Raw genomic sequence first — 19,311 nt, 5'->3', positions numbered from 1 at the left:
TCCCGTGACGGCCAGTGGGCTTACGCTGGCCCGCATGACCCGGTCACCCGCACGCCTCGAACGTGAGCAGCTCTGCGACCTGGCCCTGGCGACCGGTCCCGATGCGCCCACACTCTGCGGCGAGTGGGACGTGCGCCACCTGATGGCCCACCTCCTGGTCCGCGACCGCCAGCCGCACAACGCCGTCGGCATCGTCGCCCGGGCGTTCGCGTCCCGGCACGACGATGCCGTCGCCCGCGTGGCGGGAGAGGACTTCGCGACGACGGTGGGAGCGGTCCGCGCGGCGCGCTCGCCGCTGGCACTGCCCGGCGTCGACGTGCTGGCCAACACCATCGAGTACTTCGTCCACCACGAGGACATTCGCCGCCGGGCCGGTGCGGCATGGTCGCCGCGGGAGCTGCCCGACGCGACGGTGAAGGCGCTCTGGCGGGCCCTCCCCCTCGTCGGCCGCCTGATCGTCCGCGACGCCGACATCCCGATCCAGCTGCGGCGCACCGACACCGGCGCGACCCTCCAGCTGCGCCGCGGACCGCACCCCGTCGTGCTCGTCGGCGAGGTCGCCGAGCTGGTGCTCTACCTCTACGGGCGCGGCAGCGTGGCGGACGTCGCCTTCGAGGGACCGGACGCGCACATCACCGCGCTCAAGTCCGCCGACCTGGGGCTGTGATGACCGGCCTCGGCATGCTCGTGGGCGGCTTCCTCGTCGTCATCGCCGACCTGCGCTTCGACGGCTTCGACGTGATCAGCGACCCCGTCGGCTGGATGTTCGTCCTCGTCGGGCTCGCCGGCCTCACCCGGCTGCATCCGGGCTTCACCGTCGCCGCGCTGTCCAGCGTCGTGGGGCTGGTGCTCTCGGTCGGCTCGGTCACCGCGCCACCCGGGGCACTGCTGGGCACCCTCGAGTCGGTCGCGATGACCGGCGTGGTCTTCGGCACCTGCACCGCGATCCTCGCCCTGTCCGCGGCCGAGCGCGATCGACGGGCCGCCCAGGTGATCCGCTGGATCGACCTCGCGCTGACCGCTGTCGGCCTCGTCGCGTTCACGGCGGTCGACGGCGGGCAGGTCCAGGTGCACAGCGACCTGGCACCCGTGGTCGTCGTCCTGGCCGTCACGGCCTTCGCCGTGGGGATCTGGTTCCTCGTGCTCGCCTGGCGCGTACGCCGGGAGCCGGCGTACGCGCCAGGCCGGCGCTGATCGGTCGAGGTCAGCGCGGGTCGACGTAGATGTCGAGCTCGAGCTTCCCCGTGCCGCCGTACGGCGTGAGGTCGGTGACGCCGGCCGCGGCCAGTACGTCGACGTCGAGGAACGAGTTGCCGGTGCACGCGCGCGAGTCCTGCACGAGGACCTCGACCGCGGCGTCGCCCATGATCTCGGGCGTCCGCGAGACCGCGATCGCCTCGTCACCGCCGAGCAGGTTCTGCACCGCCGCCGTGGCGATCAGGGTCTCCGGCCAGAGCGTGTTGGAGGCGACGCCGGCCTCGCGGTACTCCTCGGCCCAGCACAGGCCCAGCAGCGACATGCCGTACTTGGCGAGCGTGTAGCCGGGGTGGGCACCGAGCCACTTGGGGTTCATGTTGAGCGGCGGCGACAGCGTCAGGACGTGCGGGTTCGTGCCCTCGACGAGGTGCGGGAGCGCCTTCGACGTCAGCAGGAACGTGCCGCGGTGCTCGATCGACATCATCAGGTCGAAGCGCTTCATCGGCAGCTCGGTGGTCTTGGACAGGTTGATGGCCGAGGCGTTGTTGACCACGATGTCGATACCGCCGAAGCGCTCGACGGTGCGGGCGACGGCGTTCTCCACCGAGGCCTCGTCGCGCACGTCACCGACGACCGCGAGTGCCTGGCCACCCGCCGCCTCGATCTCCGCGGCCGCGGTGTGGATGGTGCCGGGCAGGCGCGGGTCCGGGACATCGGTCTTGGCGAGGATCGCCACGTTGGCACCCTCCTTCGCCGCCGCGACGGCGATCGCGAGCCCGATGCCGCGGCTTCCGCCGGACATCAGGATGGTGCGCCCCTCGAGTCGCTTGGTCATGCCCCTGCCCCTTCCTCGATGTTCAGCTTCTCCCTGCGGTGCAGGGCCTCGACGACACCGGCGTACCGGGTCTGCTTGATGGTGCCGACGACCGGGCCGCGCAGCGGCGCGAGCTCGGCTGCGCGGGACACGGCGGTCTGCAGGAGATCCTCGACGGGGGCGACGGCGTCGACAACCCCTGCCGCCAGTGCGGCGTCGGCGTCGAAGCGGTGGGCCAGCACCATCGCACGGTGCGCGACCTGCGGCGCGAGGCGCGCCATCGTCAGGGCCGCGAGCCCCGAGGTGAACGGGACCTTGATGGCGGCCTCCGGCAGGCAGTGGAAGCCGCGCTCGGTGCGGGCGATCCGCTCGTCGAGGGCGAGTGCGAAGAGCAGCGCGCCGGCGTAGCAGTGACCGTTGAGGGCAGCGACGGTCGGCACCTCGGAGACGAGGTAGCGCGCGACCATCGCCTGGTACGCCGCGGTGTACTCCGGATCGACGAAGAGCTCGGGCACGAGCCCGTTCGAGAAGAACTTGCCCTGGGCGGTCACGACCAGCGCAGCGGGGCCCTCGGTGGCCTCCACCTCGGTCAGCGCCGCGTCGAGCGCGGCGATCCGCTCGAAGGTGAAGCGGTGGTCGTCGTCGGGAGTGTCACTGATGTCGAGGACGAAGACGTCGCCCTCGCGGGTCAGGGAGGTCATGGGAGGAGCATGCCAGATCGTTCGTGGCGCGAAGGAATTTCGCCACGACATTTTTGTCCGAGCGGAGGACAGGTCCATGCCCGAACGGCGGACTGTGTCATGGACGTCACGCCCGTACGTTCCTTGTCCATGAAGCGCTCCGCCCTCGCCCTCGCGGCTTGTCTCCCCCTCGTGTCGGGCCTGCTCCTCCAGGCGCCCGCCCACGCGGCGACGAGCACGACGGTGACGGCGACGCTCTCCTCCTCGACGGTCAAGGTCGGCAGCACCACGACCATCTCGGGCACCGCCTCGGGCCCCGCCGGGCGCGACGTCCGGCTCGACGTCAGGATCGCCTCCGGATGGCGCACCCTCACCACGTCCACCACCTCGAGCACCGGCGCCTACCGCATGGCGGCACCGAGCCAGTGGATCGGCGGGCACGACCTCCGGGTCGTGGCTCCCGCCTCAGGGGACGCCGCGTCCGGGTGGACGGGAGCACGCACCCTCACGGTGAAGCCGGGCTGGACCCCGTCGGGGTCGAGCAGCGACTGGCGCTGGCTGGCCACCGACGGTGACCACCCGCGGTACAACCCCTGCCGCGCCATCACCTGGAAGTTCAACCGCAACGGCGGCTACGCGGCGTCCCTCGACGACGTCCAGGGTGCGTTCCGCCGACTGGCCCAGGCCACCGGCCTGACGTTCGCCTACAAGGGCACGACCAGTGTGGTTCCCGCATCGGGGCAGTACGACCGGAGCGTCGCGATCACCGTCGGGTTCGTGTCGTCGCTGAGCGGCACCGTCGCGGGTCGCGGCGGCGGCACCTGGTCGATCCACGACGGCTACGAGGAGATGCTGCACGGCACCCTCGCCCTCGACCGCTCCGAGCACCTCCGCACCGGCTTCACGACCTCCGGGGAGGCCACGTGGGGCCAGATCATGGAGCACGAGCTCGGTCACGTGCTCGGCCTCGGGCACGCGGCGGGCAGCAGCCAGCTGATGTACGGCTCGGCCACGTCGCGCAACCACCTGATGGGGGCCGGAGACCTCAGCGCCTTCCGTGCCGTGGGCTTGCAGGCCGGCTGCATCCCCCACGCTCAGCGGACCGTCTGACCGCCTGACCGCTCAGCGGACGGGGTGACCCGCCGCTGCGAGACCGGCCTTGACCTCACCGATGCGCAGCGTGCCGAAGTGGAAGACGCTGGCCGCCAGGACGGCGTCAGCGCCCGCGTCGACAGCCGGCGCGAAGTGCTCGACCGCACCCGCTCCGCCGGAGGCGATCACCGGGATGTCGACCGCGGCCCGGACCAGGCGGATCAGCTCGAGGTCGAAGCCGTCGCGCGTGCCGTCGGCGTCCATCGAGTTGAGCAGGATCTCGCCGGCACCGAGGTCAGCAGCCCTGGTCGCCCAGCCCACGGCGTCGATGCCGGTGCCCTGGCGACCGCCGTGGGTGGTCACCTCGAAGCCGGACTCGGTGCGGGTCCCACCCGTCACGCGCCGTGCGTCGACGGAGAGAACCAGCACCTGGTTGCCGAAGCGGTCGGCGATCTCCGCCAGCACCTCGGGACGCGCGATCGCGGCGGTGTTGACCCCCACCTTGTCCGCGCCCGCCCGGAGCAGGCGGTCGACATCGGCGACCGTGCGGACACCGCCACCGACGGTCAGCGGGATGAAGACCTCCTCGGCTACCTTGGAGACGACCTCCATGGTCGTCGCGCGGGCATCCGTCGACGCGGAGATGTCGAGGAAGGTGAGCTCGTCGGCGCCCTCGGCGTCGTACGTGCGGGCCAGCTCCACGGGGTCACCGGCGTCGCGCAGGTCCTTGAAGTTGATGCCCTTGACCACCCGGCCGCCATCGACGTCCAGGCAGGGGATGACGCGGACGGCGAGGCTCACAGAGTGCCCTTGGTCAGCGCCAGCGCGTCCTCGAGCGTGAACTGGCCGGTGTAGAGCGCAGTGCCCGCGATGGCACCCTCGACACCCTCGCCGACCAGCGTCATGAGCGCCCGGATGTCGTCGAGCGTCGTCACGCCGCCCGAGGCCACGATCGGACGGTCGGTGCGGGAGGCGACATCACGCAGGAGCTGGAGGTTCGGGCCCTGGAGCATGCCGTCCTTGTTGACGTCGGTGACGACGTAGCGGGCGCAACCCTCGGAGTCCAGGCGGGCCAGCGTCTCCCACAGGTCGCCGCCGTCGCGCGTCCAGCCCCGGGCGGCCAGCGTGGTGCCCCGGACGTCCAGGCCGATGGCGACGCGGTCGCCCCACGTGGCGATCGCCTTCGCACACCACTCCGGCTGCTCCAGCGCGGCGGTGCCGATGTTGACGCGGCGGCAGCCCGTGGCCATGGCGGCCTCGAGGGACTCGTCGTCCCGGATGCCGCCGGACATCTCGACCTTGATGTCGAGGCGGCCGACGATCTCGGCCTGGAGCTCGCGGTTCTGCCCGACGCCGAACGCCGCGTCGAGGTCGACGAGGTGCAGCCACTCGGCCCCCGCCTCCTGCCAGCGCAGCGCGGCTTCGATCGGGTCGCCGAAGACCTTCTCGGACCCGTCCACGCCCTGCACCAGCTGGACGGCCTGCCCGCCCTTGATGTCGACGGCGGGCAGCAGCTCGAGGTAGTCGCTCATGCCCGCCATCCTAAGGAACGCCGACTCACGTACGCGCAGTGGCGCCGTACGGCGGACGAGCCGGCGACGCGCCACGGTGTCGGTTCAGGCGGGCACCGTCGCGAGCAGGAGACCGGCCAGCTCGGCGGGCCGGGTCAGCTGCGGCCAGTGGCTCGTCGGCAGCCACGCCCAGCGCAGGTCGGCGAGGGCATCGATGACCGTGAAGGACGCCGGCCACTGCCTCCGCCACTCCCCCAGCGTGGCCTCGTCGAAGCCGGTGCCGACGACCAGGGCCGGCACCTCGTACGCACGCGGGTCCAGCTCCCAGCCGTCGCGTGTCACCTGCGCCGGATAGGAAACCGCCGTCTGCTCGATCCAGGCGCGCTGCTCGTCGGTGAGGTCGCGCTGCTCCTGCTCCGTGAGCAGGTCCCAGTCGAACGCGATGACGTCTCCGTCGTGCTCGTCCGACGTCGTCGTCGGCTGGGGAAGCGCGTCGACGTAGACCGTCGCCAGGATCCGCTCCGGCAGCTCACCGGAGGCGGCCAGCACGTGCTTGCCTGCGGCACTGCTGCCCACGAGCACCACCGGCCCGGAGGCGGTCCGGATCGCGTCCGTGACGGCCGCGAGGTGCTCGGCGAAGGTGGTGCCCGGACTGGCGGGGAGGCTCAGCGCGACGACGTCGTGGCCCGCCGCCTCGAGCGGCGGCAGCACCGCGTCCCAGGAGTCGCCACCGAGCCAGAAGCCGTGCACGAGTACATAGGTCGCCATGCCCCCACCATGGCACCGACCACCCACATCAGGGTCCTGAGTACCCCTGCTCGACCTGCCGGAAGACCCTGTCGGACATAGCAAACCTGCAATACCTTCGAGACATGCGGACCCTTCCGGAGGACAGCGACTTCTACGCCGGCATCGCCCGGCAGGTCGGCGAGCAACGCACCCTGCGGGGGCTGTCCCAGCGCGAGCTCGCCGAGCTCTGCGGCACCACCCAGTCCGCCATCGCTCGGCTCGAGTCGGGGGTCCGACCCCCGCGGCTGGACACGCTGCTGCGCCTCGCCGCCGCCCTCGACTGCGACCTGGAGGTCACCCTCCGCCCCCGCACCCGACCCCACACCGCCAGGAGGACCCCATGACCACCACGCGCCTCGACACCGACGAGATCGAGTCGACCCGGACCGAGAAGTTCCTCGCCGTCATCCTCACCGTCTTCCTGCTCGTGGGCGGCATCTGGATGTACCTGAAGATCGGCGACTGGATCGAGTCAGATGACCCGTACTCCTCGATGACGGCGCAGCAGCACGCCATCGTGAAGACCGCCGAGGACGCCTCGATCGCAGCCGACCAGGCGATGCGCCAGCAGGAGACGGCCACGACCGCCCTCGACAAGGCGCGCGCCGACTACGAGGTCGCCCTCCAGGCCGGTGATCCGGTCGCCGGCCTGAAGCGGGACTACGAGGTGGCCCAGCGGCAGTACGACGTCGCCGCCGCTGCCGCCGCGTCCGCCCAGGCCCGGAGCGAGAAGGCCCAGGACGCCGCCAACCAGGTCTACCAGGACGTCGAGGACCGGGCGGACCGGATCCACGACGCGCGGGGCTGGGTCATCGCGGGCCTGCGTCTGCTCTTCGTCGGCGGCTGGATCGCGGCGTCGTTCGGCTTCGTCCGCCGGCTGCGGCACGCGGAGTCCCGCTACCTCCCGCTCGGCTTCGCCACGGTCGCGGCCGGAGCGGTCCTGAGCATCGTCCTCGCCGGCGACTACGTCTTCGACTACATCAACCCGCTCGACCTCGGGCCGATCGTCATCGCGGCCTTCGGCGCCGCGGTGACCGTGCTGACCTTCGTGGCGGTGCAGCGACGCCTCGTGGCGCGCATCCCCGGTCGACGTACCCGCAAGGGCGAGTGCCCGTTCTGCGGCTACCCCGTGCGCGACCACGGCCCGCACTGCGAGGGCTGCGGGCGCGAGGTCATCGCCGCGTGCGCGACCTGCGACCAGCCGCGACGCGTCGGCACGCCGCACTGCGCGACGTGCGGTGCACGCTGACCGTCAGAGGGTGCTGATCCAGTTGCGCAGGAGCCGGGCGCCGGCGTCGCCGGACTTCTCCGGGTGGAACTGCGTGGCCCACAGCGGACCGTTCTCGACAGCTGCCACGAAACGGTCGCCGCCGTGCTCCGCCCAGGTGACCAGGGGCGCCTTGGTGCGGTCGTTGGTCTCCAGCGTCCACTCGCGGACCCCGTAGGAGTGCACGAAGTAGAAGCGCTCTCCCTCGACACCGGCGAACAGCGCGGACCCCTCGGCGACATCGACGGTGTTCCACCCCATGTGGGGGACGACGGGCGCCTGGATCCGCTCGACGACTCCGGGCCACTCGTCGCAGCCGTCGGTCTCGACGCCGTGCTCGACGCCGCGCGCGAAGAGGATCTGCATGCCGACGCAGATGCCGAGCACCGGACGGCCTCCGGCGAGGCGACGGCCGATGATCCGGTCACCCTTGATCTCGCGCAGTCCGGCCATGCACGCGGCGTACGCGCCGACGCCGGGAACGAGCAGGCCGTCGGCCTCGAGCGCGGTGTCGAAGTCGGAGGTCAGCGTGACGTCGGCGCCGGCGCGCTCGACCGCACGCACAGCGGAGCGGAGGTTGCCGGACCCGTAGTCGAGGACGGCGACAGAGGGCTGGCTCATCGTCAGATGACGCCCTTGGTCGAGGGGATGCCGGTCTCGCGCGGGTCGAGGGCGATCGCGTCGCGGAAGGCCCGCGCGAAGGCCTTGAACTGGGTCTCGACCAGGTGGTGCGGGTCGCGACCCGCGAGGACGCGGACGTGGAGCGCGATCTGCGCCTGGAACGCGATCGTCTCGAAGACGTGACGGGTCAGCGAGCCGACGTACCCGTCGTTGCCGATCTGGACGTAGATCTGGCCCTCGGGCTCACCCGTGCACACGCAGTAGGGGCGGCCCGAGATGTCGACGACGGCCTGCACGAGCGCCTCGTCGAGCGGCACGGTCGCGTCACCGAAGCGACGGGTGCCCTTCTTGTCGCCCATCGCCTCCGCGAGCGCCTGACCCAGCACGATCGCGGTGTCCTCGACGGTGTGGTGGGCGTCGATGTGGGTGTCGCCGACGGTGTGGACGACGAGGTCGACCAGCGAGTGGCGCGCGAACGAGTTGAGCATGTGGTCGTAGAAGCCCACGCCCGTGGAGATGGAGGCCTTGCCCGTGCCGTCGAGGTCGACCTCGACGTGGACCTTGGACTCCTTGGTCTCACGGGTGATGGTGGCGGTGCGGCTCATGCCTGCTCCTTCATGACCTCGGTCAGTGCGTTCTTGAATGCGTTCATCTCGTCCGCCGTGCCGATCGACACGCGCAGCCAGCCGTCCGGTCCGGTCTCCCGGATCAGGACGCCGCGGTCCAGCAGCCCCTGCCAGACCGCGTGACGGTCAGCGAAGGTGCCGAACAGGGCGAAGTTCGCATCGCTGTCGGCGACCTGCAACCCCTTTTCGCGGAGCCACCCTACGGTTTCGTCGCGCTCCTTGCGGAGCTCGTCGACCTTGCCGAGCAGGTCCTCGGCGTGGCGCAGCGCCGCGAGGGCGGTCGCCTGGGTCACGGCGGAGAGGTGGTACGGCAGCCGCACGACGCGGATGGCGTCGAGGACGGCCCGGTCCGCAGCGAGGTAGCCGAGCCGCAGACCGGCCCCCGCGAAGGCCTTGCTCATCGTCCGGGAGACGACGAGGTTGCGGTGCACGGGCAGCAGCTCGAGGGCACTGGGGGTGCCCTCGCGGCGGAACTCGCCGTACGCCTCGTCCACCACGAGCAGCCCCTCGTCACCGAGCGCCTCGCAGAGCACCGAGATGGCGTCGTGCGGGAGCGCGGTGCCGGTCGGGTTGTTGGGGCTCGGCAGCAGGACGACGTGCGGGCGCTCCGCCTCGATCAGCGCCACGGCCGCGTCGATGTCGAGGGCGAAGTCCTCACGGCGCTTGCCAGCCACCCACGTGGTGTGGGTGTCACGGGCGTACTCCGGATACATCGAGTAGGTCGGCGCGAAGCTGACCGCCGTGCGCCCCGGCCCACCGAAGGCCTGCAGCAGCTGCAGCATGACCTCGTTGGAGCCGTTGGCCGCCCAGATGTTGTCGGCGGTCAGGCCGACGCCGCCATCGGTGTTGAGGTACGCCGCGAGCCCCTCGCGCAGCGCGCTGAACTCACGGTCCGGGTAGCGGTTGAGGTCGCGGGCTGCCTCGCGGACCGCTGCGGCGATGTCGTCGAGGCACGCCTCGGACGGGCCGTAGGGGTTCTCGTTGACGTTGAGCTGCACGGGTACGTCGAGCTGCGGCGCACCGTAGGGCGCGATACCGGCCAGCTCGGGCCGGATCGGAGGGAAGGTCATCAGGACTCCGTCTCGAAGCGCACGCGGACCGCGGCAGCGTGGCCGGGAAGGTCCTCGGCCTCGGCGAGCGTGACGACGTGGTCGGCGACCTCGGCGAGCGCGGCACGGCTGTAGTCGATGACGTGCACGGCCTTGAGGAAGGAGCGCACGGACAGACCCGAGCTGTGGCAGGCGCAGCCTGCCGTCGGCAGCACGTGGTTGGAGCCCGCGCAGTAGTCGCCCAGCGAGACCGGCGCGTGGTTGCCGACGAAGATCGCACCGGCGTTGGTCACCCGGGCGGCGAGCTCGGCGGCGTTCTCCGTCTGGATCTCGAGGTGCTCCGCGGCGTACGCGTCGACGACGGCGAGGCCCTGCTCGAGGTCGTCGACGAGCACGATCGCGGACTGCTCGCCGGAGAGCGCGGTCGTGATCCGCTCCTGGTGCTTGGTCGCGGCGACCTGCACCTCGAGCTCCGCCTCGACGGCAGCCGCCAGCGCCTCGCTCGGCGTCACGAGGACGGACGACGCGAGCGGGTCGTGCTCGGCCTGCGACATCAGGTCCGCCGCGACGTACGACGCCACCGCGGTCTCGTCGGCCAGGATGCCGATCTCGGTCGGGCCGGCCTCGGAGTCGATGCCGACCTGCCCCTTGAGCAGGCGCTTGGCGGAGACGACGTAGATGTTGCCCGGACCGGTCACGAGGTCGACCTTGCGGCACTCCCCCGCACCGTAGGCGTACATGGCGATCGCCTGGGCGCCGCCGACGGCGTAGACCTCGTCGACGCCGAGCAGCGCGCACGCTGCCATGATCGAGGGGTGCGGCAGGCCGCCGAACTCCTTCTGCGGGGTCGAGGTCAGCGCGATCGACTTCACGCCCGCGACCTGGGCCGGGACGACGTTCATGACGACGCTGGAGATCAGCGGGGCCAGCCCGCCGGGCACGTAGAGGCCCACCCGGTTGACCGGGATCATCCGGTGCGTGACGGTCGCGCCGGCGCCGAGCTCGGTGCGGACGTCGTGCTCGATCTCCGCCTCGCACGTGATCCGCAGGCGGCGGATGGACTCCTCGAGGCCCGCCCGGACGGCCGGGTCGAGATTGGCGAGCGCCTCCTGCAGCTTCTCGACGGGCACCCGCACGTCGGTCTGCTCCACGCCGTCGAACTTCGCGGAGTACTCCACGATGGCGGCGACACCGCGGTCGCGGACGTCCTCGCAGATCGGGCGCACGATCTCCACCGCATGCTCCACGTCGAAGGCAGCACGCGGCACGGCGCGGCTGTAGTCGGCGTTCGGGCTCTCGCCCCGGAGGTCGATGCGGCGGATCATGGTCCCAGTCTAGTGTCTGGGACATGTCCCGGACGCTGCCGTTGTTCCCGCTGAACACCGTCGTCTTCCCCGGCATGACCGTGCCCCTCCACATCTTCGAGGAGCGCTACCGCACGCTGGTCGAGGAGCTGCTCGAGGTGCCCGACCCCGCCCAGCGGGTCTTCGGCACGGTCGCCATCCGCGAGGGCTTCGAGGTCGGCGACGCGCACGGTGCCCAGTCGCTCTTCCGGGTCGGCTGCGTGCTCCAGCTCGGCGAGGCCGAGCGCAACCCCGACGGAACCTTCGAGATCGTCGCCGTCGGCCGCGGCCGGCTCCGGCTCTCCTCCATCCTCACCGACCGCCCCTACCCTGCGGGCGTCGTCGAGGTGCTCGGTGACGACCACGACGACGTCGTCGCGCCCGAGCTCGTCGAGCGAGCGAGGAGCCTGTTCGAGCGCTACCGGGGGCACCTGTCGCAGCTGCACGGCGAGGACGTGCTGACCGGCTCCCTCCCGCGGGACCCGGCGTACCTCTCGTGGACGCTGGCCGCGACCACCCTGCTCCCCCTCCCGGACCGCCAGTCGCTGCTGGAGGCCGACGACACCCATCTGCGCCTGGCGATGATCACCCGCCTCCTCCGTGAGGAGATGCGCGCGATGGACGTCGTCCCGTCGCTGCCGGCCGTCGATGTCGCACGGACCGGCTGGTCCCCCAACTAGTCCGTGGTCAGCCGGGCGGTGGTCCGGTCCTCGCCCCCGACCTGCGAGAAGGTCACACCCAGCGCATCGAGCGCTCAGCCGCCGCCCGGTCGTGCTTCCCGACGACGCGCGCGAGCCAGCCGCCTGCGTCGAAGTCGACGAAGAGCACACCCGAGGCGTCCTTCACCCCGGGCAGCACCTTCGTGTACGTCGCGGAGCGGGCCAGGCCGCTGCCCGCGAGGACCGAGGTGACGAAGTCGCGGTCGACGCCAACCACGACCTTGTCCCCCTTCGCCTCCCAGACGAGGTCGCCGCCCATCGGGCCGTGGGCTGCGGCCGTCAGTGCCTTCTCCATCCTTCCGGCGTCACCGTGCAGTACGGCTGCCGCCGGCATGAGGCCGCCCTCGTCGCCCGCCGGGAAGTCGGGGCCGGAGCTAACGGCGCCGGTCCACGAGCCGCAGCGCTTTGACCCGGGAAGCAGGACGCCGGATGGCCGCCTCGGGCGACCACCCGGCGACTGCGGGTGAGGTGACGTGCGTCAGGGTCAGTCGGTGGCGACCTTGATCAGGACGTGTGCCTTGTCGCCGTCCTTCCAGGACGAGAGGCCGATGCCGCTCAGCGGGGCGACGTTGTCGCGGACGTCCTTCGGCGCGTCGAGGTCCTTGAACAGGTCGTCGAGCCAGTTCTGGGCGTCGAAGTCCAGGAAGAAGCTGCTGACGGAGTCCGAGGCGTTCGGGACGAGCTTCTTGAACGTCTCGGTGTCACCCAGGCCGCGCTCGCTGGCCAGCTTGTCGGCGTACTTCGGGTTGACGCTGAGGATCTCGTAGTCGCCGCTCTCCTTGCTGACGATGAATCCGCTCGGCATGCCCTGCGCGCCGAACGTCGCGCGGACCTTCTCGACGACCTTCTCGATCTTGTCGGGGTCGCCCTTGATCTTGATGCCCACCGGCAGGGCCGTCGGGTCCATCTGCTCGAACGCGTCGCCGCTGAGGCCGGAGTCCACCGAGACCGTGAGGCCCTTGCCGAGCAGCGTCTCCACGTCATCGAAGGTCAGGCCGGTCTGCTGGGTCAGCATCTCCTCGGCCTGCTTCAGGCTCACGCCCGCCTCGTCCTCGAGCACGGGTCCGTAGAACTTCTCGACCGTGTCGCGCCATCCGTCCGGCAGACCGACCCCGAAGGCGGCCACGGTGGACTTCGGCAGCGAGGAGACGATGTCGCCGGAGGTCGCCACCTTCCCGCCGGCCTTGCTCGCCAGCTCGATCTCCAGGCCACCGTCGCGGAAACGGCCGACCAGACCGGCACCGGCGAACTTCTTCGCCTCGTCGGCCACGGCGTCCGGGATCTTCATCGACGAGTCGGCGGTCATGAAGTCGATCATGCGCTGGTAGCCGAGCTTCGAGCCGTAGGCGGTGATGATGCCCGGGTCGCCTGCCGCATCCGTCCAGGTCGCGTAGCTGTCGTCATCGGCCAGGGAACCCTTGGCGGCGGCCTTGACCACGGACTCCGCCTTGCCATCACCCTGCGCGACCACGAGCCAGTCACCCGAGAACGCCGCGGACAGCCGCTCCTCGGACGGGTCGAGGTCCTGGCCCATGCAGGAGAGGATCGCCGACTCCGCGGCCTTGGCCTTCGCGTGGTCCTTCGTCTGGAGCACGACGACCTCGGCGGGCTCCTTGCCCTCACCCTCGTCGAGGGCGGCAACGGCAAGGCGGTCGCCGAGCCACGGCTTGACGTCCTTGTCGTAGTCGTCGAGGTCCCCGCAGCCGTCGCCGTCACCCTTGAGCTTGTCGAAGAGCTCCTTGCGGATGTCGTCCTTGCCGCCGAGCTTGATCTCGTCGGCGATGCCGGGGAACTTCTTCAGCGTGCTCCGGGCGGCGAGCAGCTGCTCGCCGTTGGGGCTCATGTCGATGGCCATGTAGCCGAGCAGGCCCTTCGCCGGAAGGGCCTGGGCCGGCTGGTCGCCCTGGCCGTAGAAGACCTTGTAGCCCCAGACACCGCCACCGACGGCAGCGACAGCGAGCACGGCGCCGCCGACGCCGAGCGCCAGACCCTTGCGACGGGCGGGACGTGGAGCGGGAGTATCAGTCATGGTCTGTCCTCGAGTCAGTGGCGGAAGTCACTGGAGATTACAGACGAATCAGCCCACGTGCAGGCTCTGTCCACCGTGTTCGCCGCGGTCGTGCGAGAGAAGGACGCCGAGACAGCCCACGGCGGTGGCGAACGGCATCGCGCACCACGCCGCGCCCGGCTGCACGCGGAGGGCGGCGTGGACCGACGCCCCGTCCTTCGCGTGCCGGGCCAGGGCGACCGCGCTCTCCGGCCCCAGCAGCCAGCCGGTGAGGATCATCGCCGCCGCGCCCGCCACCGCGCCGAGCACGAGCGACACCACGCTGAAGAGCGGCGAGCGCCGCAGGAGGACGCTGCCCACGACGCCCGTGACCAGACCGACGGCCGTGGCGATCCCGACGTACAACCCGGTGGAGCGGAACTCCTCGTCCGGCAGGAAGAAGGGGTGGTGCGCATAGACCTGGCCGACCGGGGCGGGCTTCCACCAGGCCCACCAGGCGACGCCGGCAACCGCACCGAGGGCAGCCACGATGACGACGACGAGGAGCCCCGCGAGGGCCGTGCGCTTACTGGGCAAGGCAACCCGGCCCGAGCAGCTGCTTGAGGTCGGCGAAGAGCGCACCGCTGGGCGTGACCCGCAGGCGGTCGTCGAGTCGCATGACCGTCGTCGCGTTGCGTGCGAGGAGCTTGAGCTGCACCTCGGTGACACCGGGGTGCGTGCGCAGGACGTCCTTGAGCGACTCCACGACGGGAGCGGTGCACCGCGTCGACGGCAGCGAGATCACGACCGGGCCGTTGGGCCCGTCGGAGAGATCCGGGACGGTCACCTCCTGCCCCATGATCTCGGGGGTGTCCTTGCTCCGCGACAGCCGGCCACGCACCGTGATGATCGCGTCCTCGGTGAGGTACGGCGCGGCGAGCTGGTAGCTGCTCGGGAAGAGCAGGACCTCGATCGCACCCTCGAGGTCCTCCAGCGTCACCATCGCCCACGAGTCACCGCGCTTGGTGATCTTGCGCTGGACGCTGGTGATCAGTCCGGAGACGGTGACCGACGAGCCGTCGGCACGCTCCTCGTCGACGAGCAGCTGGCCGATCGAGCAGTCGGTGCCCTGCGAGAGCACGTGCTCGAGGCCGTTGAGCGGGTGGTCGGAGACGTAGAGGCCGAGCATCTCCCGCTCGTTGCCGAGCAGGGTCATCTTGTCCCACTCGTCGATGTCGGGGATAGCGACGTTGACGCCGAAGCCACCGCCCTCGTCGTCGTCACCGAGACCAGCGAAGAGGGAGTCCTGACCGATCGCCTCGTTCTTCTTGATGTCGACGTACTGGTCGACGGCGGTCTCGTGGATGACGACCAGCGCCCGGCGCTTGTGCCCCATCTCGTCGAACGCGCCGGCCTTGATCAGCGACTCCACGAGCCGCTTGTTGCACGCCGGCGCGGGGACCTTCGACAGGAAGTCGTTGAAGTCGGTGAACCGGCCCTGCTGCTCCCGCGCCTCGACGATGCCGTCGACGACGTTGGCGCCGACGTTGCGGATGGCGGTCAGACCGAAGCGGATGTCGGAACCGACGGCGGTGAAGTTGTGGCTCGACTCGTTGACGTCGGGCGGGAGGACCTTGATCTTCATGCGGCGGCACTCACCCAGGTAGAGCGCCATCTTGTCCTTGTTGTCCTTCACGGACGTCAGGAGCGCGGCCATGTACTCGGTCGGGTAGTTGGCCTTGAGGTACGCCGTCCAGTACGTGATGACGCCGTACGCCGCGGAGTGCGACTTGTTGAACGCGTAGTCGGCGAAGGGGACCAGGATCTCCCACAGCGTCTTGACGGCGTCCTGGGGGTAGCCCCGCTCGAGCATGCCGGCCTCGAAACCGGCGTACTGCTTGTCGAGCTCCTCCTTCTTCTTCTTGCCCATCGCGCGACGCATGTTGTCGGCGGCGCCGAGCGAGAAGCCGGCGAGCACCTGGGCGATCGCCATGACCTGCTCCTGGTAGACGATGAGACCGTAGGTCTCACCGAGGACCTCCTGGAGAGGCTCCTCCAGTGCAGGGTGGATCGGGACGATCGGCTCGCGGCCGTTCTTGCGGTGCGCGTACTTGTTGTGCGAGTCCGCGCCCATCGGGCCGGGGCGGTAGAGCGCCGAGACGGCCGTGATGTCGGCGAACTGGTCGGGCTTCATGGAGCGCAGCAGCGCCTGCATGCCGCCGGAGTCGAGCTGGAACACGCCCAGGGTGTCGCCCCGGCCCATCAGCTCGTAGGTCGGCCGGTCGTCGAACGGCAGGTCCTCGAGGACGACCTTCTCCCCGCGGTTCGCCTCGATGTTGGCGACCGCGTCCTCCAGGGTGTGGAGGTTGGAGAGACCCAGGAAGTCCATCTTGACCAGGCCGAGCTCCTCGCACTTCGGGTACTCGAACTGCGTGATGATCTGCCCGTCCTGCTTCGGGTCCATCAGCGGGACGACGTCGATGAGCGGCTCGCTCGACATGATGACGCCGGCCGCGTGGACACCGGTCTGGCGGATCTGGCCCTCGAGGCCCAGTGCGGTCTCGTAGATCGTGCGGACGTCGTGGTCCTGCTCGTAGAGCGCGCGGAACTCGCCGCCCTCCGCGTAGCGCTTGTGCTCGGGGTTGAAGAGCTCCTTGAGCGGGACGCCCTTGCCCATCACGTCGGGAGGCAGCGCCTTGTTGATCTTGTCGCCGATCGCGAAGCCGTGGTCGAGGATGCGCGCGGCGTCCTTGATCGCCTGCTTGGCCTTGATCCGGCCGAAGGTGGCGATCTGGGCGACGCGCTCCGCGCCGTACTTCTCGGTGACGTACTGGATGACCTCGCCGCGGCGGTGGTCGTCGAAGTCGATGTCGAAGTCGGGCATCGAGGGTCGCTCGGGGTTGAGGAACCGCTCGAAGTAGAGGCCGTGCTCCAGCGGGCACAGGTCGGTGATCTTCAGTGCGTACGCCGCGATGGATCCCGCACCGGAGCCACGGCCGGGACCCACCCGGATGCCGTTGTCCTTGGACCACTGGATGAAGTCGGCGACCACGAGGAAGTAGCCGCAGTAGCCCTTCTGCGTGATGACGTCGAGCTCGAAGTTGGCGCGGTCGATGACCTCCTGCGTGAGGCGGCCGTCGGGGTAGCGGAACTCGAGGCCGCGGAAGACCTCCTTGCGCAGCCAGGACTCCTCGGTCTCCCCCGCCGGGATGTCGGCGCGCGCCATGTAGCCACCGGTGGACTCGGTGAACTGGACGTCGCAGCGCTCGGCGATGAGGAGCGTGTTGTCGCAGGCCTCCTTGAGCCCGTTGTGGTCACCCCACAGCTCGCGCATCTCGGCGGCGGACTTGATGTAGTAGCCCTGCCCCTGGAACGCGAAGCGCTTGCCGCCCTGCTCGTACGTCGGCTCGGCCATGCGGCTGCCCGACTGCACGCAGAGCAGCGACTCGTGCGCCTTGGCGTCCTCGGGGGCGTTGTAGTGCGAGTCGTTGGTGGCGATCGGCTTGATGCCGAGGTCGCGACCGAGCTTGAGCAGGTCGTCGCGGACCCGCTTCTCGATGGAGATGCCGTGGTCCATCAGCTCGAGGAAGACGTTGTCGCGGCCGAAGATGTCCATCAGCTCGCCGGCTTCCTGCACCGCCTCGTCCCACTGGCCCAGGCGCAGCCGGGTCTGGATCGCACCCGACGGGCAGCCCGTGGAGACGATGATCCCCTTGCTGTGCTCGGCGAGGATCTCCTTGTCCATGCGGGGCTTGTAGAAGTACCCCTCGAGGCTGCTGCGCGAGGAGAGCCGGAAGAGGTTGTGCATGCCCTCGGTGGACTCGGCCCACATCGTCATGTGCGTGTAGGCGCCACCACCCGAGACGTCGTCGCCACCCTCCTCGGACGCGTTGCCCTTGCCCCAGCGGACGCGGCGGCGCTCGCCACGGGGCGTGCCGGGCGAGATGTAGGCCTCGATGCCGATGATCGGCTTGACCCCGTAGCGCTTCGCCTTGGAGTAGAAGTCGTAGGCGCCGTGCATGTTGCCGTGGTCGGTCATCGCGATCGCGGGCATGCCGAGGTCGGCGGTGCGCTGGAAGAGGCCGTCCAGGAGGGAGGCACCGTCGAGCATCGAGTACTCCGTGTGGACGTGCAGGTGCACGAACGAATCAGCGGAGCCAGACGACATGGAGGGCACTTTAGTCGGCCCCACCGACAGTGCCGGCACCCACGCGGGAGCCGGGCCAGACCATCCGGATGTCGGGCGCCTGCTCCTCGTTCTCCGACCCGTCGGTGTGCTCGGCCTCGACGAAGCCGTGACCCGCGTAGAAGGCGCGCGCAGGCAGGTTCGAGGTGAAGACCCAGAGGCCGAACCCGTCGGGCCGGAGCACCTTCACCAGGTCGAGGAGCGCGGTGCCGACGCCGACGTGCTGGGCGCCGGGAGCGACGTACAGGTCGTCGAGCCAGGTCGGGGTGAAGCGGGCGTAGCCGACCACGACTCCCCCGCTCTCCGCCACCCAGGTCTCGTCGACGTCGAGTCGTGCGGCGAGGAACGCAGCGATCTCGCGGGGGCTGTGGACCGACGGCGGCATGGGAGCACCCGCACGCGCGGTCAGGAACACATCGACGAGGTCGGGGACGTCCTCCGGCTCCGCAGGCCGGACCACCATCGCCTCGACCGCGACCTCGGAGACGGCGTCGGGCACGTCAGTGCGCGTCACGGATGACGTCGAGCGCGTGCGCCAGGTCGTCGGGGTACGGCGACTCGAACTCCACCCACTCGCCGGTCTCGGGGTGCGTGATGCCAAGCTTCACCGCGTGCAGCCACTGGCGGTCGAGCCTGACCCGCTTGGCCAGGATCGGGTCGCAGCCGTAGAGGGGGTCGCCGACGCACGGGTGCTTGGTGGCGCTCATGTGGACACGGATCTGATGCGTGCGCCCGGTCTCGAGGTGGATCTCCAGCAGGCTCGCGAACCGGTGCGCCTCCAGGGTCTCATAGTGGGTGACCGAGGGTCGTCCGTCGGCCATGACCGCGAACTTCCAGTCGTGCTTCGGGTGGCGCCCGATGGGGGCGTCGATCGTGCCGGAGAGCGGGTCGGGGTGCCCCTGCACGAGCGCGTGGTAGGTCTTCTCCGGCGTGCGGTCGCGGAAGGCCTGCTTGAGCACCGAGTAGGCGTGCTCCGACTTCGCGATGACCATGACGCCCGAGGTGCCGACGTCGAGGCGCTGGACGATGCCCTCGCGCTCCTTGGCCCCGCTCGTCGAGATGCGCACGCCTGCGGCCGCGAGGTGGCCGACGATCGTCGGACCGGTCCAGCCGACCGTCGGGTGGACGACGACGCCGACGGGCTTGTCGACGACCACGATGGCGTCGTCCTCGTGGAGGATCCGGATCCCGTCGTGCAGCTCGGGCTTGACCTCGAGCGGGTCGGCGAGGCGCGGGATGGTCACCTCGAGCATGCCCCCGTCGTGCACCCGGTCGGACTTGCCGACGGTGGCGCCGTCGAGCTGCACGTGGCCCTGGGCCGCGAGCTCGGCCGCGCGCGTGCGGGACAGGCCGAACATCCGGGCGATCGCTGCGTCGACACGCTCCCCGGCGAGGCCCTCGGGGATGAACACGGTGCGCTGGTCCACCTC

At 70.4% G+C, this 19,311-nt stretch carries 21 protein-coding genes; 6 read left to right on the top strand and 15 right to left on the bottom strand.

Going from position 1 to position 19,311, the window contains the following annotated elements; all coding sequences use genetic code 11:
• Nucleotides 1-34: 34 nt before the first annotated feature.
• Nucleotides 35-667 (top strand): TIGR03085 family metal-binding protein, encoded by a 633-nt coding sequence (locus Q5722_RS13475; RefSeq protein WP_305028774.1) that lies wholly within the window; start codon nt 35-37, stop codon nt 665-667.
• On the top strand, nt 667-1,194 hold the full coding sequence (locus Q5722_RS13470) for a hypothetical protein (protein ID WP_305028773.1): 528 nt from the start codon (nt 667-669) through the stop codon (nt 1,192-1,194). Before Q5722_RS13475 ends, Q5722_RS13470 begins: the two co-directional genes overlap by 1 nt.
• Nucleotides 1,195-1,204: 10 nt before the next feature.
• Here the strand turns inward: Q5722_RS13470 and Q5722_RS13465 are convergent, their stop codons facing one another.
• Together Q5722_RS13465 and Q5722_RS13460 are read right to left on the bottom strand one after the other, a co-directional pair.
• Entirely contained in the window at nt 1,205-2,032 is an 828-nt protein-coding gene (locus Q5722_RS13465) for an SDR family oxidoreductase (protein ID WP_305028772.1), read from the bottom strand.
• On the bottom strand, nt 2,029-2,712 hold the full coding sequence (locus Q5722_RS13460) for an enoyl-CoA hydratase/isomerase family protein (RefSeq protein ID WP_305028771.1): 684 nt from the start codon (nt 2,710-2,712) through the stop codon (nt 2,029-2,031). Before Q5722_RS13460 ends, Q5722_RS13465 begins: the two co-directional genes overlap by 4 nt.
• A 129-nt stretch (nt 2,713-2,841) precedes the next feature.
• On the opposite strand from Q5722_RS13460, the gene Q5722_RS13455 reads away from it, so the two are divergent.
• Entirely contained in the window at nt 2,842-3,801 is a 960-nt protein-coding gene (locus tag Q5722_RS13455) for a matrixin family metalloprotease (protein ID WP_305028770.1), read from the top strand.
• 12 nt (nt 3,802-3,813) lie between these two features.
• On the opposite strand, the gene hisF is transcribed toward Q5722_RS13455, so the two are convergent.
• The 3 genes from hisF to Q5722_RS13440 all read right to left on the bottom strand — a co-directional run bounded on the left by hisF (nt 3,814) and on the right by Q5722_RS13440 (nt 6,062).
• Nucleotides 3,814-4,584: an imidazole glycerol phosphate synthase subunit HisF gene (gene hisF, locus Q5722_RS13450; protein ID WP_305028769.1), complete on the bottom strand. Its 771-nt coding sequence runs from the start codon at nt 4,582-4,584 to the stop codon at nt 3,814-3,816.
• Nucleotides 4,581-5,315: a bifunctional 1-(5-phosphoribosyl)-5-((5-phosphoribosylamino)methylideneamino)imidazole-4-carboxamide isomerase/phosphoribosylanthranilate isomerase PriA gene (priA, locus tag Q5722_RS13445; protein ID WP_305028768.1), complete on the bottom strand. Its 735-nt coding sequence runs from the start codon at nt 5,313-5,315 to the stop codon at nt 4,581-4,583. The genes hisF and priA overlap by 4 nt, the downstream gene beginning before the upstream one ends.
• Before the next feature lie 84 nt (nt 5,316-5,399).
• A complete protein-coding gene (locus Q5722_RS13440; RefSeq protein WP_305028767.1) occupies nt 5,400-6,062 on the bottom strand; it encodes an alpha/beta fold hydrolase in 663 nt (220 codons plus the stop codon).
• 104 nt (nt 6,063-6,166) lie between these two features.
• Between Q5722_RS13440 and Q5722_RS13435 the strand changes: the two genes are divergently transcribed.
• Together Q5722_RS13435 and Q5722_RS13430 are read left to right on the top strand one after the other, a co-directional pair.
• Nucleotides 6,167-6,427, top strand: coding sequence for a helix-turn-helix domain-containing protein (locus tag Q5722_RS13435; protein ID WP_305028766.1), 261 nt, complete (start codon nt 6,167-6,169; stop codon nt 6,425-6,427).
• Entirely contained in the window at nt 6,424-7,332 is a 909-nt protein-coding gene (locus Q5722_RS13430) for a zinc ribbon domain-containing protein (protein WP_305028765.1), read from the top strand. Before Q5722_RS13435 ends, Q5722_RS13430 begins: the two co-directional genes overlap by 4 nt.
• 3 nt (nt 7,333-7,335) lie before the next feature.
• Here Q5722_RS13430 and hisH read toward each other — a convergent pair whose 3' ends face one another.
• The 4 genes from hisH to hisD are packed head-to-tail and all read right to left on the bottom strand — an operon-like array spanning nt 7,336 to nt 10,971.
• The gene (gene hisH / locus Q5722_RS13425) at nt 7,336-7,971 is read right to left on the bottom strand and encodes an imidazole glycerol phosphate synthase subunit HisH (RefSeq protein WP_305028764.1); all 636 of its coding nucleotides are present in this window, start codon (nt 7,969-7,971) and stop codon (nt 7,336-7,338) included.
• A gap of 2 nt (nt 7,972-7,973) precedes the next feature.
• Nucleotides 7,974-8,576, bottom strand: coding sequence for an imidazoleglycerol-phosphate dehydratase HisB (gene hisB, locus Q5722_RS13420; protein WP_305028763.1), 603 nt, complete (start codon nt 8,574-8,576; stop codon nt 7,974-7,976).
• The gene (locus Q5722_RS13415) at nt 8,573-9,667 is read right to left on the bottom strand and encodes a histidinol-phosphate transaminase (RefSeq protein ID WP_305028762.1); all 1,095 of its coding nucleotides are present in this window, start codon (nt 9,665-9,667) and stop codon (nt 8,573-8,575) included. Before Q5722_RS13415 ends, hisB begins: the two co-directional genes overlap by 4 nt.
• A complete protein-coding gene (gene hisD, locus Q5722_RS13410; protein WP_305028761.1) occupies nt 9,667-10,971 on the bottom strand; it encodes a histidinol dehydrogenase in 1,305 nt (434 codons plus the stop codon). Before hisD ends, Q5722_RS13415 begins: the two co-directional genes overlap by 1 nt.
• A 23-nt stretch (nt 10,972-10,994) precedes the next feature.
• On the opposite strand from hisD, the gene Q5722_RS13405 reads away from it, so the two are divergent.
• Complete coding sequence (locus Q5722_RS13405; RefSeq protein WP_305028760.1) at nt 10,995-11,669, top strand: LON peptidase substrate-binding domain-containing protein; 675 nt, start codon at nt 10,995-10,997, stop codon at nt 11,667-11,669.
• Between the two features lie 52 nt (nt 11,670-11,721).
• Here Q5722_RS13405 and Q5722_RS13400 read toward each other — a convergent pair whose 3' ends face one another.
• The 6 genes from Q5722_RS13400 to Q5722_RS13375 form a co-directional block, all read right to left on the bottom strand.
• Nucleotides 11,722-12,003, bottom strand: coding sequence for a hypothetical protein (locus Q5722_RS13400; RefSeq protein ID WP_305028759.1), 282 nt, complete (start codon nt 12,001-12,003; stop codon nt 11,722-11,724).
• A 189-nt stretch (nt 12,004-12,192) separates the two neighbouring features.
• On the bottom strand, nt 12,193-13,737 hold the full coding sequence (locus Q5722_RS13395) for a DUF3352 domain-containing protein (protein ID WP_305028758.1): 1,545 nt from the start codon (nt 13,735-13,737) through the stop codon (nt 12,193-12,195).
• Nucleotides 13,738-13,785: 48 nt separating this feature from the next.
• On the bottom strand, nt 13,786-14,292 hold the full coding sequence (locus Q5722_RS13390; protein WP_305028757.1) for a hypothetical protein: 507 nt from the start codon (nt 14,290-14,292) through the stop codon (nt 13,786-13,788).
• A complete protein-coding gene (gene dnaE, locus Q5722_RS13385) occupies nt 14,282-17,863 on the bottom strand; it encodes a DNA polymerase III subunit alpha (RefSeq protein WP_305028756.1) in 3,582 nt (1,193 codons plus the stop codon). Before dnaE ends, Q5722_RS13390 begins: the two co-directional genes overlap by 11 nt.
• A gap of 10 nt (nt 17,864-17,873) precedes the next feature.
• Nucleotides 17,874-18,395, bottom strand: a complete 522-nt coding sequence (locus tag Q5722_RS13380) for a GNAT family N-acetyltransferase (protein WP_305028755.1) — start codon at nt 18,393-18,395, stop codon at nt 17,874-17,876.
• Nucleotides 18,382-19,308 (bottom strand): RluA family pseudouridine synthase, encoded by a 927-nt coding sequence (locus tag Q5722_RS13375; RefSeq protein ID WP_305028754.1) that lies wholly within the window; start codon nt 19,306-19,308, stop codon nt 18,382-18,384. Before Q5722_RS13375 ends, Q5722_RS13380 begins: the two co-directional genes overlap by 14 nt.
• Nucleotides 19,309-19,311: the final 3 nt, after the last annotated feature.

It is taken from the genome of Nocardioides jiangxiensis (assembly GCF_030580915.1).
Taxonomy (GTDB): domain Bacteria; phylum Actinomycetota; class Actinomycetes; order Propionibacteriales; family Nocardioidaceae; genus Nocardioides; species Nocardioides jiangxiensis.
This window is presented reverse-complemented; position numbering and strand designations above follow the sequence as displayed.

Excerpts from the sequence above, each read along its gene's own strand:
- Q5722_RS13415 (WP_305028762.1), bottom strand. The coding sequence starts at position 9,667 with ATGACCTTCCCTCCGATCCGGCCCGAGCTGGCCGGTATCGCGCCCTAC.
- Q5722_RS13430 (WP_305028765.1), top strand. The coding sequence starts at position 6,424 with ATGACCACCACGCGCCTCGACACCGACGAGATCGAGTCGACCCGGACC.
- Q5722_RS13455 (WP_305028770.1), top strand. The coding sequence starts at position 2,842 with ATGAAGCGCTCCGCCCTCGCCCTCGCGGCTTGTCTCCCCCTCGTGTCG.
- Q5722_RS13435 (WP_305028766.1), top strand. The coding sequence starts at position 6,167 with ATGCGGACCCTTCCGGAGGACAGCGACTTCTACGCCGGCATCGCCCGG.
- Q5722_RS13470 (WP_305028773.1), top strand. The coding sequence starts at position 667 with ATGACCGGCCTCGGCATGCTCGTGGGCGGCTTCCTCGTCGTCATCGCC.
- hisH (WP_305028764.1), bottom strand. The coding sequence starts at position 7,971 with ATGAGCCAGCCCTCTGTCGCCGTCCTCGACTACGGGTCCGGCAACCTC.
- Q5722_RS13440 (WP_305028767.1), bottom strand. The coding sequence starts at position 6,062 with ATGGCGACCTATGTACTCGTGCACGGCTTCTGGCTCGGTGGCGACTCC.
- Q5722_RS13460 (WP_305028771.1), bottom strand. The coding sequence starts at position 2,712 with ATGACCTCCCTGACCCGCGAGGGCGACGTCTTCGTCCTCGACATCAGT.
- hisB (WP_305028763.1), bottom strand. The coding sequence starts at position 8,576 with ATGAGCCGCACCGCCACCATCACCCGTGAGACCAAGGAGTCCAAGGTC.
- priA (WP_305028768.1), bottom strand. The coding sequence starts at position 5,315 with ATGAGCGACTACCTCGAGCTGCTGCCCGCCGTCGACATCAAGGGCGGG.
- hisD (WP_305028761.1), bottom strand. The coding sequence starts at position 10,971 with ATGATCCGCCGCATCGACCTCCGGGGCGAGAGCCCGAACGCCGACTAC.
- dnaE (WP_305028756.1), bottom strand. The coding sequence starts at position 17,863 with ATGTCGTCTGGCTCCGCTGATTCGTTCGTGCACCTGCACGTCCACACG.
- Q5722_RS13465 (WP_305028772.1), bottom strand. The coding sequence starts at position 2,032 with ATGACCAAGCGACTCGAGGGGCGCACCATCCTGATGTCCGGCGGAAGC.
- Q5722_RS13400 (WP_305028759.1), bottom strand. The coding sequence starts at position 12,003 with ATGGAGAAGGCACTGACGGCCGCAGCCCACGGCCCGATGGGCGGCGAC.
- Q5722_RS13475 (WP_305028774.1), top strand. The coding sequence starts at position 35 with ATGACCCGGTCACCCGCACGCCTCGAACGTGAGCAGCTCTGCGACCTG.
- Q5722_RS13395 (WP_305028758.1), bottom strand. The coding sequence starts at position 13,737 with ATGACTGATACTCCCGCTCCACGTCCCGCCCGTCGCAAGGGTCTGGCG.
- Q5722_RS13405 (WP_305028760.1), top strand. The coding sequence starts at position 10,995 with ATGTCCCGGACGCTGCCGTTGTTCCCGCTGAACACCGTCGTCTTCCCC.